At 37.3% G+C, this 16,011-nt stretch carries 13 protein-coding genes; 10 read left to right on the forward strand and 3 right to left on the reverse strand.

Annotated features, from left to right (window positions below):
- Nucleotides 1-84 precede the first annotated feature (84 nt).
- Together msrA and PHU20_RS16625 are read right to left on the reverse strand one after the other, a co-directional pair.
- Nucleotides 85-582, reverse strand: coding sequence for a peptide-methionine (S)-S-oxide reductase MsrA (msrA, locus tag PHU20_RS16620; protein ID WP_274826532.1), 498 nt, complete (start codon nucleotides 580-582; stop codon nucleotides 85-87).
- Between the two features lie 160 nt (nucleotides 583-742).
- Nucleotides 743-2,302, reverse strand: a complete 1,560-nt coding sequence (locus tag PHU20_RS16625; protein ID WP_274826667.1) for a protein adenylyltransferase SelO — start codon at nucleotides 2,300-2,302, stop codon at nucleotides 743-745.
- Nucleotides 2,303-2,583: 281 nt separating this feature from the next.
- Between PHU20_RS16625 and PHU20_RS16630 the strand changes: the two genes are divergently transcribed.
- The 3 genes from PHU20_RS16630 to PHU20_RS16640 all read left to right on the forward strand — a co-directional run bounded on the left by PHU20_RS16630 (nucleotide 2,584) and on the right by PHU20_RS16640 (nucleotide 6,987).
- Complete coding sequence (locus tag PHU20_RS16630) at nucleotides 2,584-3,030, forward strand: hypothetical protein (RefSeq protein WP_274826533.1); 447 nt, start codon at nucleotides 2,584-2,586, stop codon at nucleotides 3,028-3,030.
- A 305-nt stretch (nucleotides 3,031-3,335) separates the two neighbouring features.
- Nucleotides 3,336-6,065, forward strand: coding sequence for a pyruvate, phosphate dikinase (gene ppdK, locus PHU20_RS16635; RefSeq protein ID WP_274826534.1), 2,730 nt, complete (start codon nucleotides 3,336-3,338; stop codon nucleotides 6,063-6,065).
- 178 nt (nucleotides 6,066-6,243) lie between these two features.
- Complete coding sequence (locus PHU20_RS16640; RefSeq protein WP_274826535.1) at nucleotides 6,244-6,987, forward strand: tyrosine-protein phosphatase; 744 nt, start codon at nucleotides 6,244-6,246, stop codon at nucleotides 6,985-6,987.
- A 43-nt stretch (nucleotides 6,988-7,030) separates the two neighbouring features.
- On the opposite strand, the gene PHU20_RS16645 is transcribed toward PHU20_RS16640, so the two are convergent.
- Entirely contained in the window at nucleotides 7,031-8,065 is a 1,035-nt protein-coding gene (locus tag PHU20_RS16645; protein ID WP_274826536.1) for a class I SAM-dependent methyltransferase, read from the reverse strand.
- A gap of 635 nt (nucleotides 8,066-8,700) precedes the next feature.
- On the opposite strand from PHU20_RS16645, the gene rfbB reads away from it, so the two are divergent.
- The 7 genes from rfbB to PHU20_RS16670 all read left to right on the forward strand — a co-directional run bounded on the left by rfbB (nucleotide 8,701) and on the right by PHU20_RS16670 (nucleotide 15,975).
- Nucleotides 8,701-9,747, forward strand: a complete 1,047-nt coding sequence (gene rfbB / locus PHU20_RS16650; protein ID WP_274826668.1) for a dTDP-glucose 4,6-dehydratase — start codon at nucleotides 8,701-8,703, stop codon at nucleotides 9,745-9,747.
- Nucleotides 9,748-9,750: 3 nt separating this feature from the next.
- Nucleotides 9,751-10,620, forward strand: a complete 870-nt coding sequence (gene rfbA, locus PHU20_RS16655) for a glucose-1-phosphate thymidylyltransferase RfbA (RefSeq protein ID WP_274826537.1) — start codon at nucleotides 9,751-9,753, stop codon at nucleotides 10,618-10,620.
- A complete protein-coding gene (locus PHU20_RS16660) occupies nucleotides 10,620-12,059 on the forward strand; it encodes a lipopolysaccharide biosynthesis protein (RefSeq protein WP_274826538.1) in 1,440 nt (479 codons plus the stop codon). The genes rfbA and PHU20_RS16660 overlap by 1 nt, the downstream gene beginning before the upstream one ends.
- A complete protein-coding gene (locus tag PHU20_RS16665) occupies nucleotides 12,056-13,138 on the forward strand; it encodes a DegT/DnrJ/EryC1/StrS family aminotransferase (RefSeq protein ID WP_274826539.1) in 1,083 nt (360 codons plus the stop codon). Before PHU20_RS16660 ends, PHU20_RS16665 begins: the two co-directional genes overlap by 4 nt.
- Nucleotides 13,139-13,141: 3 nt before the next feature.
- Nucleotides 13,142-13,333, forward strand: coding sequence for a WbqC family protein (locus PHU20_RS20170; protein ID WP_420828683.1), 192 nt, complete (start codon nucleotides 13,142-13,144; stop codon nucleotides 13,331-13,333).
- A 1-nt stretch (nucleotide 13,334) separates the two neighbouring features.
- Nucleotides 13,335-13,592, forward strand: a complete 258-nt coding sequence (locus PHU20_RS20175) for a WbqC family protein (protein ID WP_420828684.1) — start codon at nucleotides 13,335-13,337, stop codon at nucleotides 13,590-13,592.
- A 670-nt stretch (nucleotides 13,593-14,262) separates the two neighbouring features.
- The gene (locus PHU20_RS16670) at nucleotides 14,263-15,975 is read left to right on the forward strand and encodes an asparagine synthase (glutamine-hydrolyzing) (RefSeq protein ID WP_274826540.1); all 1,713 of its coding nucleotides are present in this window, start codon (nucleotides 14,263-14,265) and stop codon (nucleotides 15,973-15,975) included.
- Nucleotides 15,976-16,011: the final 36 nt, after the last annotated feature.

Consider the following 16,011-nt stretch of genomic DNA (forward strand, 5'->3'; position numbering starts at 1 on the left):
AAAAACAATACAGAAGGAGGCTATGGGGATAGCCTCCTTTTATTTTGAATAAAGATAATATTCACCCCCTAAACCGCCCCAGTCCTATCCAATAAAACTTTCGGCAAATCGTTCAAAATGGCAGGTATACCCATTGGGGTTCCTTACCAAATAATCCTGATGTTCGGGTTCGGCAGGCCAAAATGTGGTATAGGGTTCCAAAGTGGTCGCTACCTTTCCGTCCCATTTCTGGGAGGCATCAACAATGGCGATCATTTCAGCCGCTTCATTTTTTTCCGCTTCATCTTGAAAGAATATGGCCGAACGATAACTGGAACCAATGTCATTCCCCTGCCGATCTAGGGTAGTTGGATCATGCATCCTGAAAAAATAATCCAATAACTCCTTAAAGGAAGTCTCAGATGGATCATAGGTGATCTCGATACCTTCTGCATGCCCTGGGTGGTATTTATAGGTAGGGTGATCATTTTCCCCACCAATGTATCCCACTTCAGTATCTTTAACCCCAATACGTGTCCTAAAGAGCTCTTCCATTCCCCAGAAACATCCGCCTGCCAAATATGCTTTTTTATAGTTGTTCATCAGTATACTATTTAAAACTTGTCCAATATCATTAAAAGGTGACTATAAGTCGATCTTCACGGTTAATAATTACATTCTTTTCAGATTTTTCATTGATTTTCCAACTGGGTGCCTCTATCCATTACTTCGAACGCCCTGTCCTACTATACAAATGAAAAACCTAGGAGCTGCAGGACAACATGGAGCAACCTACTTTGTTCCTGGCCCATTCGGGACGTTTGGCGAACCATTTCTGCATATTCGGTTGCTCATCATAAGGCTTTTTCAAAAGGTTGAACAATTCGTCCAAAAGGGTATAGTCCCCTTTTTCCGCAGCATCGATCGCCAATTGTGCCATATAATTCCGAAGTACGTATTTCGGATTGACCAAGTTCATCGCAGTAGCACGCTCGGTATCACTTTTCCCTTCTTTCCCCAGTCGCTTACGATAGGCGGAAAACCAATCTTCCCAACTTTTCCTGATGTCCCCCTCGATTTCCCGTGGATCGTAAAAAGCTTCTTTTACCACATCCAATCCATTTTGGGCATCATTTGCTTTAACCTTTGCCAATAGCCGAAAGAAAATCGTCATATCGGTTTCCGATCGTTGTAAAACAGCCTCCAGAGTATCTATTAATTCTTGATCTTTTCCATCTTTCTCAAACAATCCCAACTTTGATTTCATCATGATCGGATAAGCTACTTTCAGCTCATCTTGATACGTTCCAAGAACGGCCTGCAAGGGTTCTGCTTCTTCTATCAACGGATAGAGGGCATTTGCCAGTTTCAAAAGGTTCCAAAGGACAACCTGTGGTTGGGTGCTGTACCTGTAACGTCTGTGGGCCCGATCCGTGGTATTGGGGGTCCACCCATGATCATACCCCTCTAACCATCCATAAGGACCATAGTCGATGGTCAGACCTAAAATGGACATATTATCCGTATTCATGACCCCATGCACGAACCCGACCCGTTGCCAGTGCAGGACCATTTCCAGACTCTTGGCGGCAACTTCCTCAAAAAATGCAATATATACTTCTTTAGAAGGTTTCCCCAAGTGGGGAAAATGGTGTTTAATGGTAAAATCAACCAATGCTCTTAATGTCTTTACATCTTCCTGGGCTGCCAATATCTCAAAATTCCCAAATCGTATGAACGAAGGGGCTACACGACATACGATGGCCCCTTTTTCATAGGCCGGATTACCATCATACATTACATCCCGAAGCACCTTGTCCCCACTTAAAACCAAGGACAATGCCCGGGTGGTAGGCACCCCAAGATAATACATGGCCTCACTACAGAGGTATTCCCTAATGGATGATCGCAAAACCGCCAAACCATCGGCCGTTCTAGAATAGGGCGTCTCCCCTGCCCCTTTCAACTGTAAAGCCCAATTCTTTCCCTCATGTTCAACTTCGGCAAGGTTGATGGCCCTGCCATCGCCCAATTGTCCGGCCCAACTCCCGAATTGGTGTCCACCATAGCACATGGCGTAAGGTTTGGTTCCCTCAATCACTTTAGTCCCCGAAAAGACATCGAGAAAATCTTTTGAAGTAATCGACCCCGTTAACCCGATGGCCTTTGCCATTTCGGCAGATACATGTAACAGTGAGGGGTTGGTAGGTTGCTTGGGCATCACGAAAGAGAAACATGCGTTCCGCACCTGTCGCCTGGTATTCTGCAATACGGGATCGGCAGGAAGTTCCTTACTGAATTTATCCTTGATGTTGAGTTTCAATTTCAATCTTTCTGTTTATACTACAAAGGTACAATCTTCCATTTACATCAATATAAACCCCGGAGCATCCTATTTAGATTTGCCTTATAAAAGGAAGCTTTGATCCCATTCCTTCCGAAAAAAGGAAAAATATGATCAATTATTCATTTTTTTCAACCATTTATACATCCCTAACACTTCGATGTCCAAATTATCCGTAACTTTAGGATACTTCCCTCCTAATGGAATCCCCTTTTTAAATAGAACACTTGTAGCGATGTGAACCTGTAAGAAACTTAAAAGTGAAAAAAGGTCGACCAACAGACCATCAAAGTCTGGAAGAACTATTGAAAATCATGAACCGTACCCGGCGGCGTACTGATTTCTATCAAGAATTTGAAATAACTACGGATCATTCGGTAGCTAAGGTTAGGTATGTGGCGAAGGTAACTACGAAGTCTATATGGATTTTCTGGGGAGATTTCGAATCGGACAAATTATCCGTTTATGACGAAACGGATTTTTCCCATTCACCGGAGTTTGGATTACCCGAAGTTCCTGCCCATAGAACCTATAGCCTATGCCACGTTTATGATGTGCCAAAAGATTGTCGGGAATTCAAAAAACTTGTTACGGTTAGGATACTAGACCATTCCGGTCGTATCCACCAATTCTCGAGAACAATTCATCTATCTTCTCCATGCCATATAGCAAACGATTACGGTCAACATCGTGATAGTATCCACTGATTTCAAGTACTACGAATTGGAAATGGAACCCCGATACCTATATGGACGAATCCACTACCCGCATGTAACCATGAATTGACCTAAAAACAAGGTATAGGGTAAGTTGTTCTTGCCATGGCTCAAAAAGATCCTGTCAGGAAAGAAGAAAGTGATTTTATAAGACGGGAACGGCATTTTTTAAGGTGTTTTAATAAGTCGAACAATTTTGTAACCTAGGTTACACAGAGGCACTTATCATGATAATTATCATGAAATCGACCTTTTTGAATAATTAAATTTGATAGTATACTAATAGATATAAAATTATGGAAACCTTAACAGAAATCAAGAAAAGAGTATTCCTATTTGGAGATAAAAAAGCTGAAGGGAACAGTAAAATGAAAAACCTTCTCGGAGGTAAAGGCGCCAATCTGGCCGAAATGAGTGCCATTGGCATTCCCGTTCCCCCGGGATTCACAATTACCACCGAGGTATGTACAGAATACAATACCTTAGGGAAAGATATTGTGATCGACCAACTTAAGGAAGATGTACAATCGGCCATCAAGGCTATTGAAAAGACCATGGGATCAAAGTTCGGGGATGCTGAAAATCCACTCTTGATTTCCGTACGGTCAGGCGCTAGGGTTTCCATGCCCGGGATGATGGATACCGTACTCAATCTTGGTCTAAACGACGAATCGGTTCTGGGATTGGTCAAGAAAACCGACAATGAACGATTCGCTTGGGATTCCTACCGTAGGTTCATTCAAATGTATGGAGGTGTTGTCCTTGGAATGAAGCCCCATACCAAAGAAGACATAGATCCCTTTGAGGAGATCATGGAGCACCTAAAGGACAAGCGGAAAATAGAATTGGATACCGAATTCACCATTCAGGATCTACAGGATTTGGTCTACGACTTTAAGGATGCCGTAAAAAAACGGACCGGACATGATTTCCCAACCGACCCCTGGGACCAACTTTGGGGGGCTGTAATGGCCGTTTTTGATAGTTGGAATGGCGACAGGGCCATTTATTATCGTAAAATGCACAATTATCCCAGTGATTGGGGTACGGCAGTGAACGTTCAGGCAATGGTTTACGGTAATATGGGTACCAATTCAGGAACGGGGGTTTGTTTTACCCGAGATGCGGCTACGGGTGAAAACGTTTTTAATGGGGAATACCTGATCAATGCCCAAGGTGAGGATGTTGTGGCCGGAGTAAGGACTCCCCAACAAATCACGAAATTGGGTTCCGAACGTTGGGCAAAACTGGCCAAGGTTGAGGAAGCTGATAGGATTGAAAAATACCCCTCTTTGGAAGAATTGATGCCTTCTATGTACAAAGAACTCAATGGATACCAACAAAAGCTGGAAAGTCATTACTCCGATATGCAAGATATGGAGTTCACCATCCAGGATGGCAAGCTGTGGATATTACAAACACGTACGGGCAAACGAACAGGGGCCGCAATGGTCAAGATCGCCATGGATTTTTTAAAAGAAGGGATCATTGATGAAAAGGAGGCCCTTTTACGTATAGAACCCAATAAATTGGACGAACTGTTACACCCCGTTTTCGACACCAATGCCTTAAAGAAAGCCCATGTCCTTGCCCAAGGTCTTCCTGCTTCCCCAGGGGCGGCTACAGGTCAGATCGTTTTCTTTGCCGACGAAGCGAAAAAATTCAAAAACACCATCCTTACCCGTATTGAGACTTCTCCCGAAGATCTGGAAGGAATGAATATTGCCAAGGGTATTTTGACCGCCCGTGGCGGTATGACCTCCCATGCGGCCGTAGTAGCCCGTGGTATGGGTAAATGTTGCGTATCCGGCGCAGGGGCCCTGAAAATTGATTATAAAAATCGATTGCTTCGGGTAAACGGCAAGGAATTCCATGAAGGGGATTGGATTTCCCTAAATGGATCGACCGGTAATATTATCGAAGGTAAAGTGGCCACTATGGAACCTGAACTAAGTGGGGAATTCGGCGAAATCATGGAACTTACCGATAAGTACCGTACCATGGATGTACGTACCAATGCGGATACCCCCAAAGATGCGCGAATTGCCCGGAATTTCGGTGCCAAGGGTATTGGACTTACCCGAACCGAACATATGTTCTTTGAAGTAGACCGTATTAAAGCCATGCGGGAGATGATCTTGGCAGATACCGTGAAGGGAAGAAAACATGCCTTGGAAGAGTTACTCCCCATGCAACGAAGTGACTTTGAAGGTATTTTTGAAGCCATGCAAGGTTTGCCGGTTACCGTTCGATTATTAGACCCTCCCCTACACGAATTCGTACCCCACCAATTGGCGACCCAAAAAGAATTGGCCGAAGACATGCATATTTCGTTGGCCGCAGTCAAAAATAAAGTAGCCGAACTGGAAGAATTCAATCCAATGTTGGGCCATAGAGGATGTAGGCTTGGAAATACCTATCCGGAAATCACCGAAATGCAAACCCGGGCGATTATTGAAGCTGCCCTAAACTTAAAGGAAAAAGGAATCCTTGCCTTCCCCGAAATCATGGTGCCACTGGTTGGGACTACCAATGAGTTTATCGAACAAAAGAAAGTCATTACGGCAACGGCGGATACCGTTTTCAAGGAAAGAAATGACAGCATCGATTATTCTGTGGGAACCATGATCGAAATTCCACGCGCCGCATTAATGGCCGATAAGATTGCGGAACATGCCGATTTCTTCTCTTTCGGTACCAACGACTTGACCCAAATGACCATGGGGTACTCAAGGGATGATGCCGGTAAATTCCTGAATGTTTATCTTGAAAAAGGAATCTTGACCCAAGATCCTTTCGAGGTTTTGGATCAAGAAGGGGTAGGACAATTGGTAGAAATGGGAACCCAAAGAGGTAGAAGTACCAAACCGAATCTTAAGGTCGGTATTTGCGGGGAACATGGTGGGGAACCCAGTTCTGTTGAATTCTGCCACAAAACAGGCATGAACTATGTCAGCTGTTCCCCTTTTAGGGTCCCCATTGCGCGATTGGCAGCCGCACAGGCCGCAATAAAAGCAAAGGCTTAGTTGCAATAAAAAAAGGTCAAAAAAAGGCTTTACCCAAGGGTAAAGCCTTTTTTTGTATTAAGGATAAGCGGAATTTTCGTCTTGTCTGCAATTATGCAGTCAAGTTAGAAGTAGTATCTTTGTGGGTTGTGGTGTCATTATTTTTTAAGGCAATAAATCATTTTAATTCATTTGAACAATGTTTGATTTTTTCAAAAAGAAATATTTTTTAGTTGATTTTTTGGAAGACTTTATTGATATACACAATCATATCTTGCCCGGCATTGATGATGGGGCAAAAAATGTGGATGATTCCATTGCCTTGATCAAAGGATTTGGGGAGTTTGGGGTCACCGATTTTATTGCCACCCCCCATATCATGAATAGCTATTACCCCAACAATCCTAAAACCATCAATGACGCCTTGATTCTTTTAAAGAATGGATTGTTACAGCAAAAAATGAAGCATGTTTCCATTCGGGCAGCGGCAGAACATATGATCGATGATAATTTTGAAACGCTACTGGAACATGAAGAGATCATGCCCTTGGGAGGCAATTATCTACTGGTGGAAATGTCTTTTTTACAAGCTTCGATCAATTTTGAACAAGCCTTGAAAAAAATCAGGCAAAAAGGATACTTTGCGATTTTTGCCCACCCTGAACGATACCTATACCTACATTCCAATTTGCACCTTCATAAATCCTATAAAAAGCAAGGGGTACTTTATCAAATGAACTTGTTATCCTTGAGCAAGTACTATGGCAAGGAAGTACAGCAAATGGCATCAAGGCTACTCGACCAAGGCATGATCGACTTTGTTGCGACCGATGTACACAACCTAAGGCAACTGAACAGCCTAAAGGAAGTACAGGTAAGTACTAAAATGTCGGATATTTTAAAACCGATCATGGATAAATCCCATAGTACATTTATAGGTTAAGCCCATCTTGCCACTTATTAAAGCGCATAACCCTAATATTTGATTACATTTTCTTTCGCGCAGTATATATATAAACAAACTCATACGGCTGGTGTACCTGAATATCCTCAAGTTCATCTGTATGCAAGTCAGCAGGGGTACCAACAAGAGTATTGTAACAAGCAAACACTTTTTTATAATACAAGTGTTCCAACCATGTAGAACCCTCATACTCCCGTTCATCCAAAATAAGGATTTTTCCACCTTTTTTGGTCACTCTAACCATTTCCTTCAGAGCAGCTTTTGTGTCAGAAAATCCATTAAACGCCCCATAATTTGTACAAATATCAAAGGTCTCAGCTTCAAAAGGGAGTTTGGTTGCATCAGTCAGAATAAAATCTGCAGGAACCTTATGTTTACTCATTAATCGCCTTCCCTGTAAAATCATACCTGCAGAAAGGTCTACTGCCGTATACTCCGCATTCAATTTCATCCAACCATGTCGAAAAAGTGAATTACCACTACCACTGGCAATATCGAGCATCCTTATTATTTTATCTGATTGTAAATACTCTTCTTGAAATCCACCGTGGACAGAAGCATGTGTTTTTATAGGTTTAAAATTGCGAATGGCAAGTATTATCTTTATTGGTATCGAAAGCCATAGTAAATGCGCATATCGCGGATGTTTTGATAGTAAAAAAATAAAAATTACCAAGGGAATAAAGAATAATATATCTGAGATCCTAATTTCACCTATGCCTCGAAATGCAATCAAATCAACAAAATTATATACCAGAAAAATTAAGGAAAAAACTAAGAGAAAATATACAATCCAATATTTCACAGAAACTTTTATCGGTCGAACCGGAAGCATAAAGAAAGGATTCCAAAAATTATAAAACCAGGCCATATGTTTATAGACCTTATCCCTAAGACCCTTATCTGACATACCAAGGGCATCTTCGTCATAAAGCTTGGGTATACCATTTACACAGGAATATTGCCTTCCGCATGCACCACATTCCCAGTAGGTTTGGTAACGATCTTTAATACTGTTTTTTTTACAAGAGGGACATATCACTTTTGATTCTATCATTACGATCAATCTTAAAATTAAAAGTCAGTAATTTTAGAAGAATTTAAGAAATACTTGTGGTAATCATTAAATATTTTCGTCCATCAATCAATAATTCGGATTAGCGACATTTTATTAATGTCATTTAATACCCTAACCCTTCGTTATTTCCACATTTCATATTCAACATTAGAAGAATTTTTTAAATCAATTATTGACCATAGAACTAAATCCAAGACAAGAACTCTTTTTGCACTCTAGTATATTATCTTTCACAATTTAAAGTGGATAATGGGAATTATGTTGATGATTGACCAATCTAGGAGATAAAATTGAATATGAATATCGGTTATTTAGTCCTTAGAACTTTATATTTTAGATATTTTCATTGTCATTCAAATAACAGAAATACCTTATAGATTGTTTAAATTAAACAGAAATATGTCGATAAAATATTTTTCATGTATTTAATCGAGTTTAGGAATACAAACCTTTTTAAGTGCAATATCTTCGAGATATAATTGCTAGTTGTCTTATTTACAAAATTATCAATTAGACATTTAAAAATTATCAAAAAATAAGGTTTCCTATTAAAGATAGTTTAAATTTATAATCTAATATAAAGTGCTGGTCATATGCAAGAAAAAAGTAATCCTATTAAAAAAATATTAGTTACGGGGGGAGCTGGATTCATAGGTTCCCATGTCATACGAAGACTCGTTACAAAATATCCAGAATACCATATTTACAATTTGGATGCATTGACTTACGCCGGAAATTTGGAAAACCTAAAGGATATAGAGGCTAAAGACAATTACACTTTTATCCAAGGCAATATTACAGATGAAGATTTTATAAATACAATCTTTAAAGAATATCGCTTTGAGGGAGTAATACACCTTGCGGCTGAGTCCCATGTTGACCGATCCATTAGCGACCCTTTGGCCTTCGCTAAAACCAACATCTTAGGCACCATGGTTCTTTTAAACGCATTTAAGAATCTTTGGGGAGAGAATTGGAAAGGAAAGCGTTTTTACCACGTAAGTACGGATGAGGTATATGGAAGCTTGGAGGAAACCGGTTTATTTGAAGAGACAACTTCCTATGACCCCAATTCTCCATATTCAGCATCAAAGGCAAGTTCAGATCATTTTGTTAGGGCCTATGGGGAAACTTATGACCTTCCGTATGTGATTACCAATTGCTCCAATAATTATGGGGCTAACCAATTTCCTGAAAAATTAATACCCTTGTTTATACATAATATAATCCATAATAAACCATTACCAGTGTATGGCAATGGCGATTATACACGGGATTGGCTTTATGTAATAGACCATGCTATAGCCATCGACCTTGTTTATCATAAAGGAACAGATAAAGAGACTTATAATATTGGAGGTTTCAATGAATGGAAAAATATCGACTTGGTAAAATTACTTTGTCAACATATGGATGAAAAATTAGGGCGGGAAAAAGGAAGTAGTGAGCAACTGATAACCTATGTAAAAGACCGGCCTGGACATGATTTACGCTATGCCATTGATGCCAGTAAGATTAACAAGGAGTTGGGTTGGAGTCCTACGGTAACCTTTGAGGAAGGCCTATCGAAAACAATAGATTGGTACTTAAACAACGATGAGTGGCTAAATAATGTTACCACTGGGGCCTACCAGAAATATTATGCAAAACAATACCAATAAATTATGAAAGGAATAATTTTAGCCGGGGGTTCTGGGACACGATTGCACCCATTGACGCTAAGTGTTAGCAAGCAATTATTGCCCATCTACGATAAGCCTATGATTTATTACCCCTTATCCGTCTTTATGCTTGCAGGGATAAAAGAGATATTGGTAATTTCAACCCCTCAGGATTTACCGAATTTTAAAAAATTGTTGGGATCTGGTCAACAGTTTGGTATACAATTATCATATGCTGAACAACCATCTCCAGATGGTTTGGCACAGGCTTTTATTATTGGGGAAGAGTTTATTGGTGATGATGATGTTTCTTTGGTCCTGGGTGATAATGTTTTTTATGGGGCAGGATTGCAAAAATTATTGATGAACGCCATTAGGATTGTAGAGCAACAAAACAAAGCTGTAATTTACGGTAATTTTGTAACGGACCCTGAACGCTATGGGGTGGTGGAGTTTAATCAAAATAAAGACGTTTTAAGTATTGAGGAAAAACCGAAAATTGCTAAATCCAAATACGCTGTTGTTGGATTGTATTTTTATCCTAACAGTGTGGTCCGGATTGCAAAGAATGTAAAACCCAGTGATAGAGGTGAGTTGGAAATTACGTCCATAAATCAGGAATATTTAGATCGGAAACAATTAAAATTAGAAATTTTAAGTCGGGGCTTTGCGTGGTTAGATACAGGCACCCATGAGGCGTTAACTGAAGCAACTGAGTTTGTGAAAGCCGTTGAAAAAAGAACAGGACTAAAAATTGCTTGTTTGGAAGAGATTGCTTTAAACTATAATTGGATTGATAAAAAGCAATTAAAACAAAGTATTTTTAAATTGAAAGGTGAATATTACTCGTATCTTCAAAATTTGTTGGATTAATGTCCTTAAAACAAAAAACAATATCCGGAGTAGTGTGGAGTTTTGCCGAGGCATTATTTTTAAAAGGACTGTCTTTTATAGCTATGCTCTTTTTAGCTCGTTGGTTAGGGCCAATAGATTTTGGTCTTATAGGAATGATCGCGGTATTCATAGGCGTTGGCACCTCCTTAGTTGATAGTGGCATGTCTTCTTCATTAATTAGGACAAAAAATGCAGATGATTCCGATTTTACCACTGTGTTTTATATGAATATGGCCATTAGTCTGCTGGTATATGCACTGATGTTTTATGCTGCACCTTATATATCAACTTTTTATGGACAAGAAGTTCTTATAGATATTATTAGAATTTATTGTTTAGTATTTATAATATCAGCTTTTTCTGCTGTACAATTGGCAATATTAAATAAAGAAATGCGTTTTAAAAAGATAATGCTATTGAATGCCCCGAGCATTATTATTGGCGTTAGTGTAGGTCTTTTCTTGGGCTATAATAATTATGGCGTTTGGAGTATTGTAACCATGTATATGACCACTCAAATTATTTTATCCCTGTTACTTTGGATAACGGGATCATGGAAACCAAGCTTAAATTTTTCTAAGAAAAAGTTAAAATACCATTATAATTTTGGTTACAAAATAATGTTATCCGGACTGCTCGATGTAGTTTTTACAAATAGCTATAATATTATTATCGGTAAATTTTTTCCAGTACAGACACTCGGTTATTACGAACGGGCGAGACGGTTTACTCAATATCCGTCACTAACAATAACTTCAATTGTTAGCAAAGTCACGTACCCAATGTTTGCCCAATTGCAAGATGATACCTCAAAATTGTCGAAAATTTTCAGGAGTTTACTTCGTATATCTTTTTTTATTATCGCTCCCTTAATGTTGGGGTTAGCCGCCATAGCAGAACCCTTATTCGACTTGATATTAGGGCATGAATGGTTAGCTGCAGTACCCTATTTCCAAGTATTGAGTTTGGCGGCCATGCTATTCCCAATACATGCTTTTAATGTTAATGTATTAAAAGTATATGGCAGAAGCGACATATTTTTATTTTTAGACATAATTAAAAAATCATTTCTTGTTCTTGCTTTGATTATAGGTTTTCAATTTGGGGTTATCGGTATGATTTGGGGTAGTGTAGTTGTTTCCTTTTTCAGTTTGCTTATCAACACTCATTATAGTAGTAAATTAATAGACTATAGTACAAAGCGTCAATTATTGGATATGTTGCCAATTTTACTACTGGCCTGTCTTACTTTTTTATTGATGCACTTTTCTGTTTATTTATTTATCGACTATAGTAATATCGCACAAATAACAATTGCTTCACTAATAGGAATAACATTTTATCTATTGATTCATTCTTTTTTTAAAGCAAGCCCTTTGTATGCGCTATTAACAATTATAAAAAATCGAAAGTTATGATACCTGTAACCTTACCTTTTATACCTCCCAAGGAAGACTATGATATACTATTGCATGGCATTTGGAAACGTCAATGGCTCACCAATATGGGACCATTGGCCAGTGATCTTGAGATGAAACTTAAAGAGCATCTAGGGGTAGAGCATTTATTGTTTGTGACAAATGGAACCATCGCTCTCCAAATGGCCATTAAGGCATTGAATTTGAAAGGAGAAATAATTACTACTCCTTTCACTTATGTTGCAACAACAAGTAGTATTGTTTGGGAGGGCTGTACTCCTGTTTTTGTGGATATAGATCCAAAAAGCCTAAACATTGATCATACAAAAATTGAAGCTGCTATTACCGCAAATACCTCAGCCATAGTGGCAACACATGTATACGGTAATCCATGTGATGTGATGGCAATTGAAAAAATCGCAAAAAAACATAAGCTTAAAGTAATATACGATGCTGCACATGCCTTCGGAGTAGAAATCAATGGAAATTCCATTTTTAATTATGGGGATATTTCAACATGTAGTTTACATGCAACCAAGTTATTTCACTCAGGTGAAGGTGGCTTGGTGATAACCAAAGAACCAAAATTATTAAAGGAATTGGCCCATATTCGTAATTTTGGGCACAGTGGTCCAGAAACGTTTCATAATTTAGGCATTAACGGAAAGAATTCAGAATTTCATGCTGCAATGGGTTTAGCTAATTTAAATTATATTCAAGCCATACATGATAAACGTAAATTGTTGACAGAACGCTATGACGAAAAATTAAAGACGTTTAAAGCATTTAAGCCATTATGGCATAAGGATTCTAAAGCTAATTATGCCTACTATCCGATTGTTCTTGAAAATGAAGGGTTTCTACTTAAGTGTATTGATTTCCTTAAATTAAATGAAATATTTGGGCGACGCTATTTCTACCCTTCTTTACCATCTTCCCTACCTTATTTGAAATCAAAACCACTCCAATGGGCCGATGATATTTCTAAGCGGGTTTTTTGTTTGCCATTATACTTTAATCTTACGTTAGAAGAAGTGGATATGATTTGTAGACTCTTATTAAGAGTACAGAACAATTAAGTAATGAAGGTTGCTATTATACAATCGTATTTATTCCCTTATTTGGGATATTTCCAACTTGTGAATGCGGTTGATGTATTTATTTTTGCAGATGACGTAAGTTTTATTAAAGAAGGTTTTATCAATCGAAACAAAATTTTATTTAAAAATGAGGAAACGGTATGTAACTTTACATTGCGTTCGAAGCTAAAATAAGTTGATAAAAGAAATACAAATCAGAAAGGATACGATAAATTTTACTACTTACTATACAGCAAACCTATGCGAAGTCACCTTTTTTACTGATGTTTTTCCTATAATCGAATCCATATTCAATCCTAAGGTTGATAGTATCTCTTCATTAGTCGTAGCTTCAGTGGAAGCGGTATCAAAATATTTGGAAATAAATGTGGAATATAATTTTCTTCTGTATCAATTAGTAATACAAAAAGTCAGGAAATATCAATGTGATTAATAAATATAACCAATGAATTAGGCGGTCACACTTATATGAATCCTGTTGGAGGAACTAAGATGTATGACAAAGATTTTTTTAAATGCAAAGGCATTAAATAAGATTTTTTAGAATCTGAAGCAATAACATATGCTCGGTTAATACTAGTTTTATTCCAAATCTGTCTATAATCGATGTTATTATGTTTAAATCTAGAGAAGATGTTAATAAGGTTCTTAATTAATATGGACATATATAACTGTAAACCGCAAATATTTGGATGTAAACTTTGGAATCTTCTTATTTTATTTCACAGGTTCGGTTTCAGGTTAAATTTCAACTTTTATTTTACATATTCATCGTGTTTAGACATTATTAGTTAATGAGAAATTATTATATTTCGTAACATTACTTATTAATAATAGTTGAAAGCGCAGAAAATTTGAAAGTCGCAATCGATAGCACAGATTTAGATTTTAAATGGTACATCTTAACCTCTCTAGTTTTATCTTTACTTATCAATTTAAGATGATTTTTAATATTCAAATACAACTATTATGATAAAAATGGTATACTTGGTGCTATACGTAGCGTATTATAAGTTGTTAATCAAGAAAATGATTAAAATAAGCTTTAAAGAGTATACTTTAGAGTTCTTCTAGATAAATTTTAAAAAAATTAAATTTAATTTATGCGTGGATTCGATATTTCAATAGGTTCAATCGGTAAAATCAGTAAGTCAAAGGAAAACCAAACTATTAAGCATGACTGCATAGCATATAAAGATATTAGACTTAACCATTTTTCTAATAATAAATTTGAAAATGATAATTTATTTTCAGAAACAAATGATTATATAATTGTATTAAAAGGAGTTGTTTTAAATAAAATAGACCTCTTAGAACCATCCTTAAATTGGGAGGAGACAATTACAGCATTATATTTGAAAGAAGGAAATGAATTTTTCAAAAAGTTTAGGGGAAGTTTTTGCGGTGCATTTTATGATAAAAAAGAGGATAAGTGGTTAGTTTTCACGGACCACATTGGTTCAAGAACCCTATATTATTATAAAAAAGGGAAAGTCTTTTTTATTTCCAGTGTAATAAATGAAATATACACTTTCTTAAAAGACAATAATCTTTCATATAGTCTCAATATTGAATCTGCATACAATTTATTGAGTTATGGTTATATGTTAGGAGATAAAACTTTATCTGATGATATCCATAAAATTATGCCTGGTAATTACCTCTATATAAAAGATGGCAGTGTTGAAATAATAAAATATTATAATCTACCCAAATCGAAACTTGAAGGGAAGGTCGATGAAAATCAAATAATTGAAGAACTCGATACTAAGTTTAGAGAAGCTATTCGTCTGCAATTTGAAAAGGACAGGGAATATTCTTTCAAGCATTTGGTCACTTTAAGTGGAGGTTTGGATTCTAGAATGACCTCATGGGTTGCACATCAAATGGGGTATGTAGATCAAATTAATCTAACATTTTCCCAAAGCGATTATTTGGACGAAACAATTGCAAAAAAAATTGCTGCCGATTTAAGACATGATTGGATTTTTAAGGCCCTGGATAATGGCCTTTTTTTAAAGGATATTGATGAAATCACCAAAATATCGGGAGGCAATGCCTTGTATTACGGACTTGCGCATAGCAATAGTATTTATAAGTATTTAAATTTTGACAACCTGGGAATATCCCATTCCGGCCAATTGGGAGATGTTGTAATTGGTAGTTTTATTACCCGTTTAAACAAAGATGATTTGAAAATATTAGGAGGGAAATATTCCAGGACACTGGAAAATAAGAGCTCCTCAAGCGAATCTTTCGCATCATTTGAGGATCTTGAGTTGGCCATGCTATATCAAAGGGGATTTAATGGTGCTAATGAAGGGCTAAAAATTGGACAAATCAAAACCGAAACTATGTCCCCTTTTTATAATGTGGATTTTATGGAATATTGTATGTCAATACCTATAAAAAATAGGATGAATCATCATATTTATCTCAAATGGGTTTTATCAAAGTACCCAGACGCTGCAAACTATAAATGGGCAAAGATCAATGCTAAACCGTCTGCTAAACATTTTGCAATTAATTATAAAGGTAGACAGGTTCCAATAAAAAAACTCCCTTCAGCCATAATGCGAAAATTGGGCATGAAATTACCTCCTACATCAACCAAAAATCATATGAATCCTTTGGAATATTGGTACAACACAAACAATGACCTTAAGACGTTTCAGGATACTTATTTTAAGGAAAATATTGATCGTATAACTAATGGAGGTTTGAAATCTGATTGTCAAAAACTTTATGATTTTGGTAATGCCATTGAAAAGAATCAAGTATTAACCCTTCTCTCTGCTATACAGCTAAATTTTTAATTGCAGGGTAAAATTTTATTTTTTATTTAGATAAAT

It is taken from the genome of Maribacter polysaccharolyticus, from assembly GCF_028882255.1.
GTDB classification, from domain to species: domain Bacteria; phylum Bacteroidota; class Bacteroidia; order Flavobacteriales; family Flavobacteriaceae; genus Maribacter_A; species Maribacter_A polysaccharolyticus.

What these genes read in the sequence shown, in the direction of transcription:
- PHU20_RS16670 (WP_274826540.1), top strand. Translation starts at nt 14,263, where the DNA reads ATGCGTGGATTCGATATTTCAATAGGTTCAATCGGTAAAATCAGTAAG.
- msrA (WP_274826532.1), bottom strand. Translation starts at nt 582, where the DNA reads ATGAACAACTATAAAAAAGCATATTTGGCAGGCGGATGTTTCTGGGGA.
- PHU20_RS16665 (WP_274826539.1), top strand. Translation starts at nt 12,056, where the DNA reads ATGATACCTGTAACCTTACCTTTTATACCTCCCAAGGAAGACTATGAT.
- PHU20_RS20170 (WP_420828683.1), top strand. Translation starts at nt 13,142, where the DNA reads ATGAAGGTTGCTATTATACAATCGTATTTATTCCCTTATTTGGGATAT.
- PHU20_RS16640 (WP_274826535.1), top strand. Translation starts at nt 6,244, where the DNA reads ATGTTTGATTTTTTCAAAAAGAAATATTTTTTAGTTGATTTTTTGGAA.
- PHU20_RS16645 (WP_274826536.1), bottom strand. Translation starts at nt 8,065, where the DNA reads ATGATAGAATCAAAAGTGATATGTCCCTCTTGTAAAAAAAACAGTATT.
- rfbA (WP_274826537.1), top strand. Translation starts at nt 9,751, where the DNA reads ATGAAAGGAATAATTTTAGCCGGGGGTTCTGGGACACGATTGCACCCA.
- ppdK (WP_274826534.1), top strand. Translation starts at nt 3,336, where the DNA reads ATGGAAACCTTAACAGAAATCAAGAAAAGAGTATTCCTATTTGGAGAT.
- PHU20_RS16660 (WP_274826538.1), top strand. Translation starts at nt 10,620, where the DNA reads ATGTCCTTAAAACAAAAAACAATATCCGGAGTAGTGTGGAGTTTTGCC.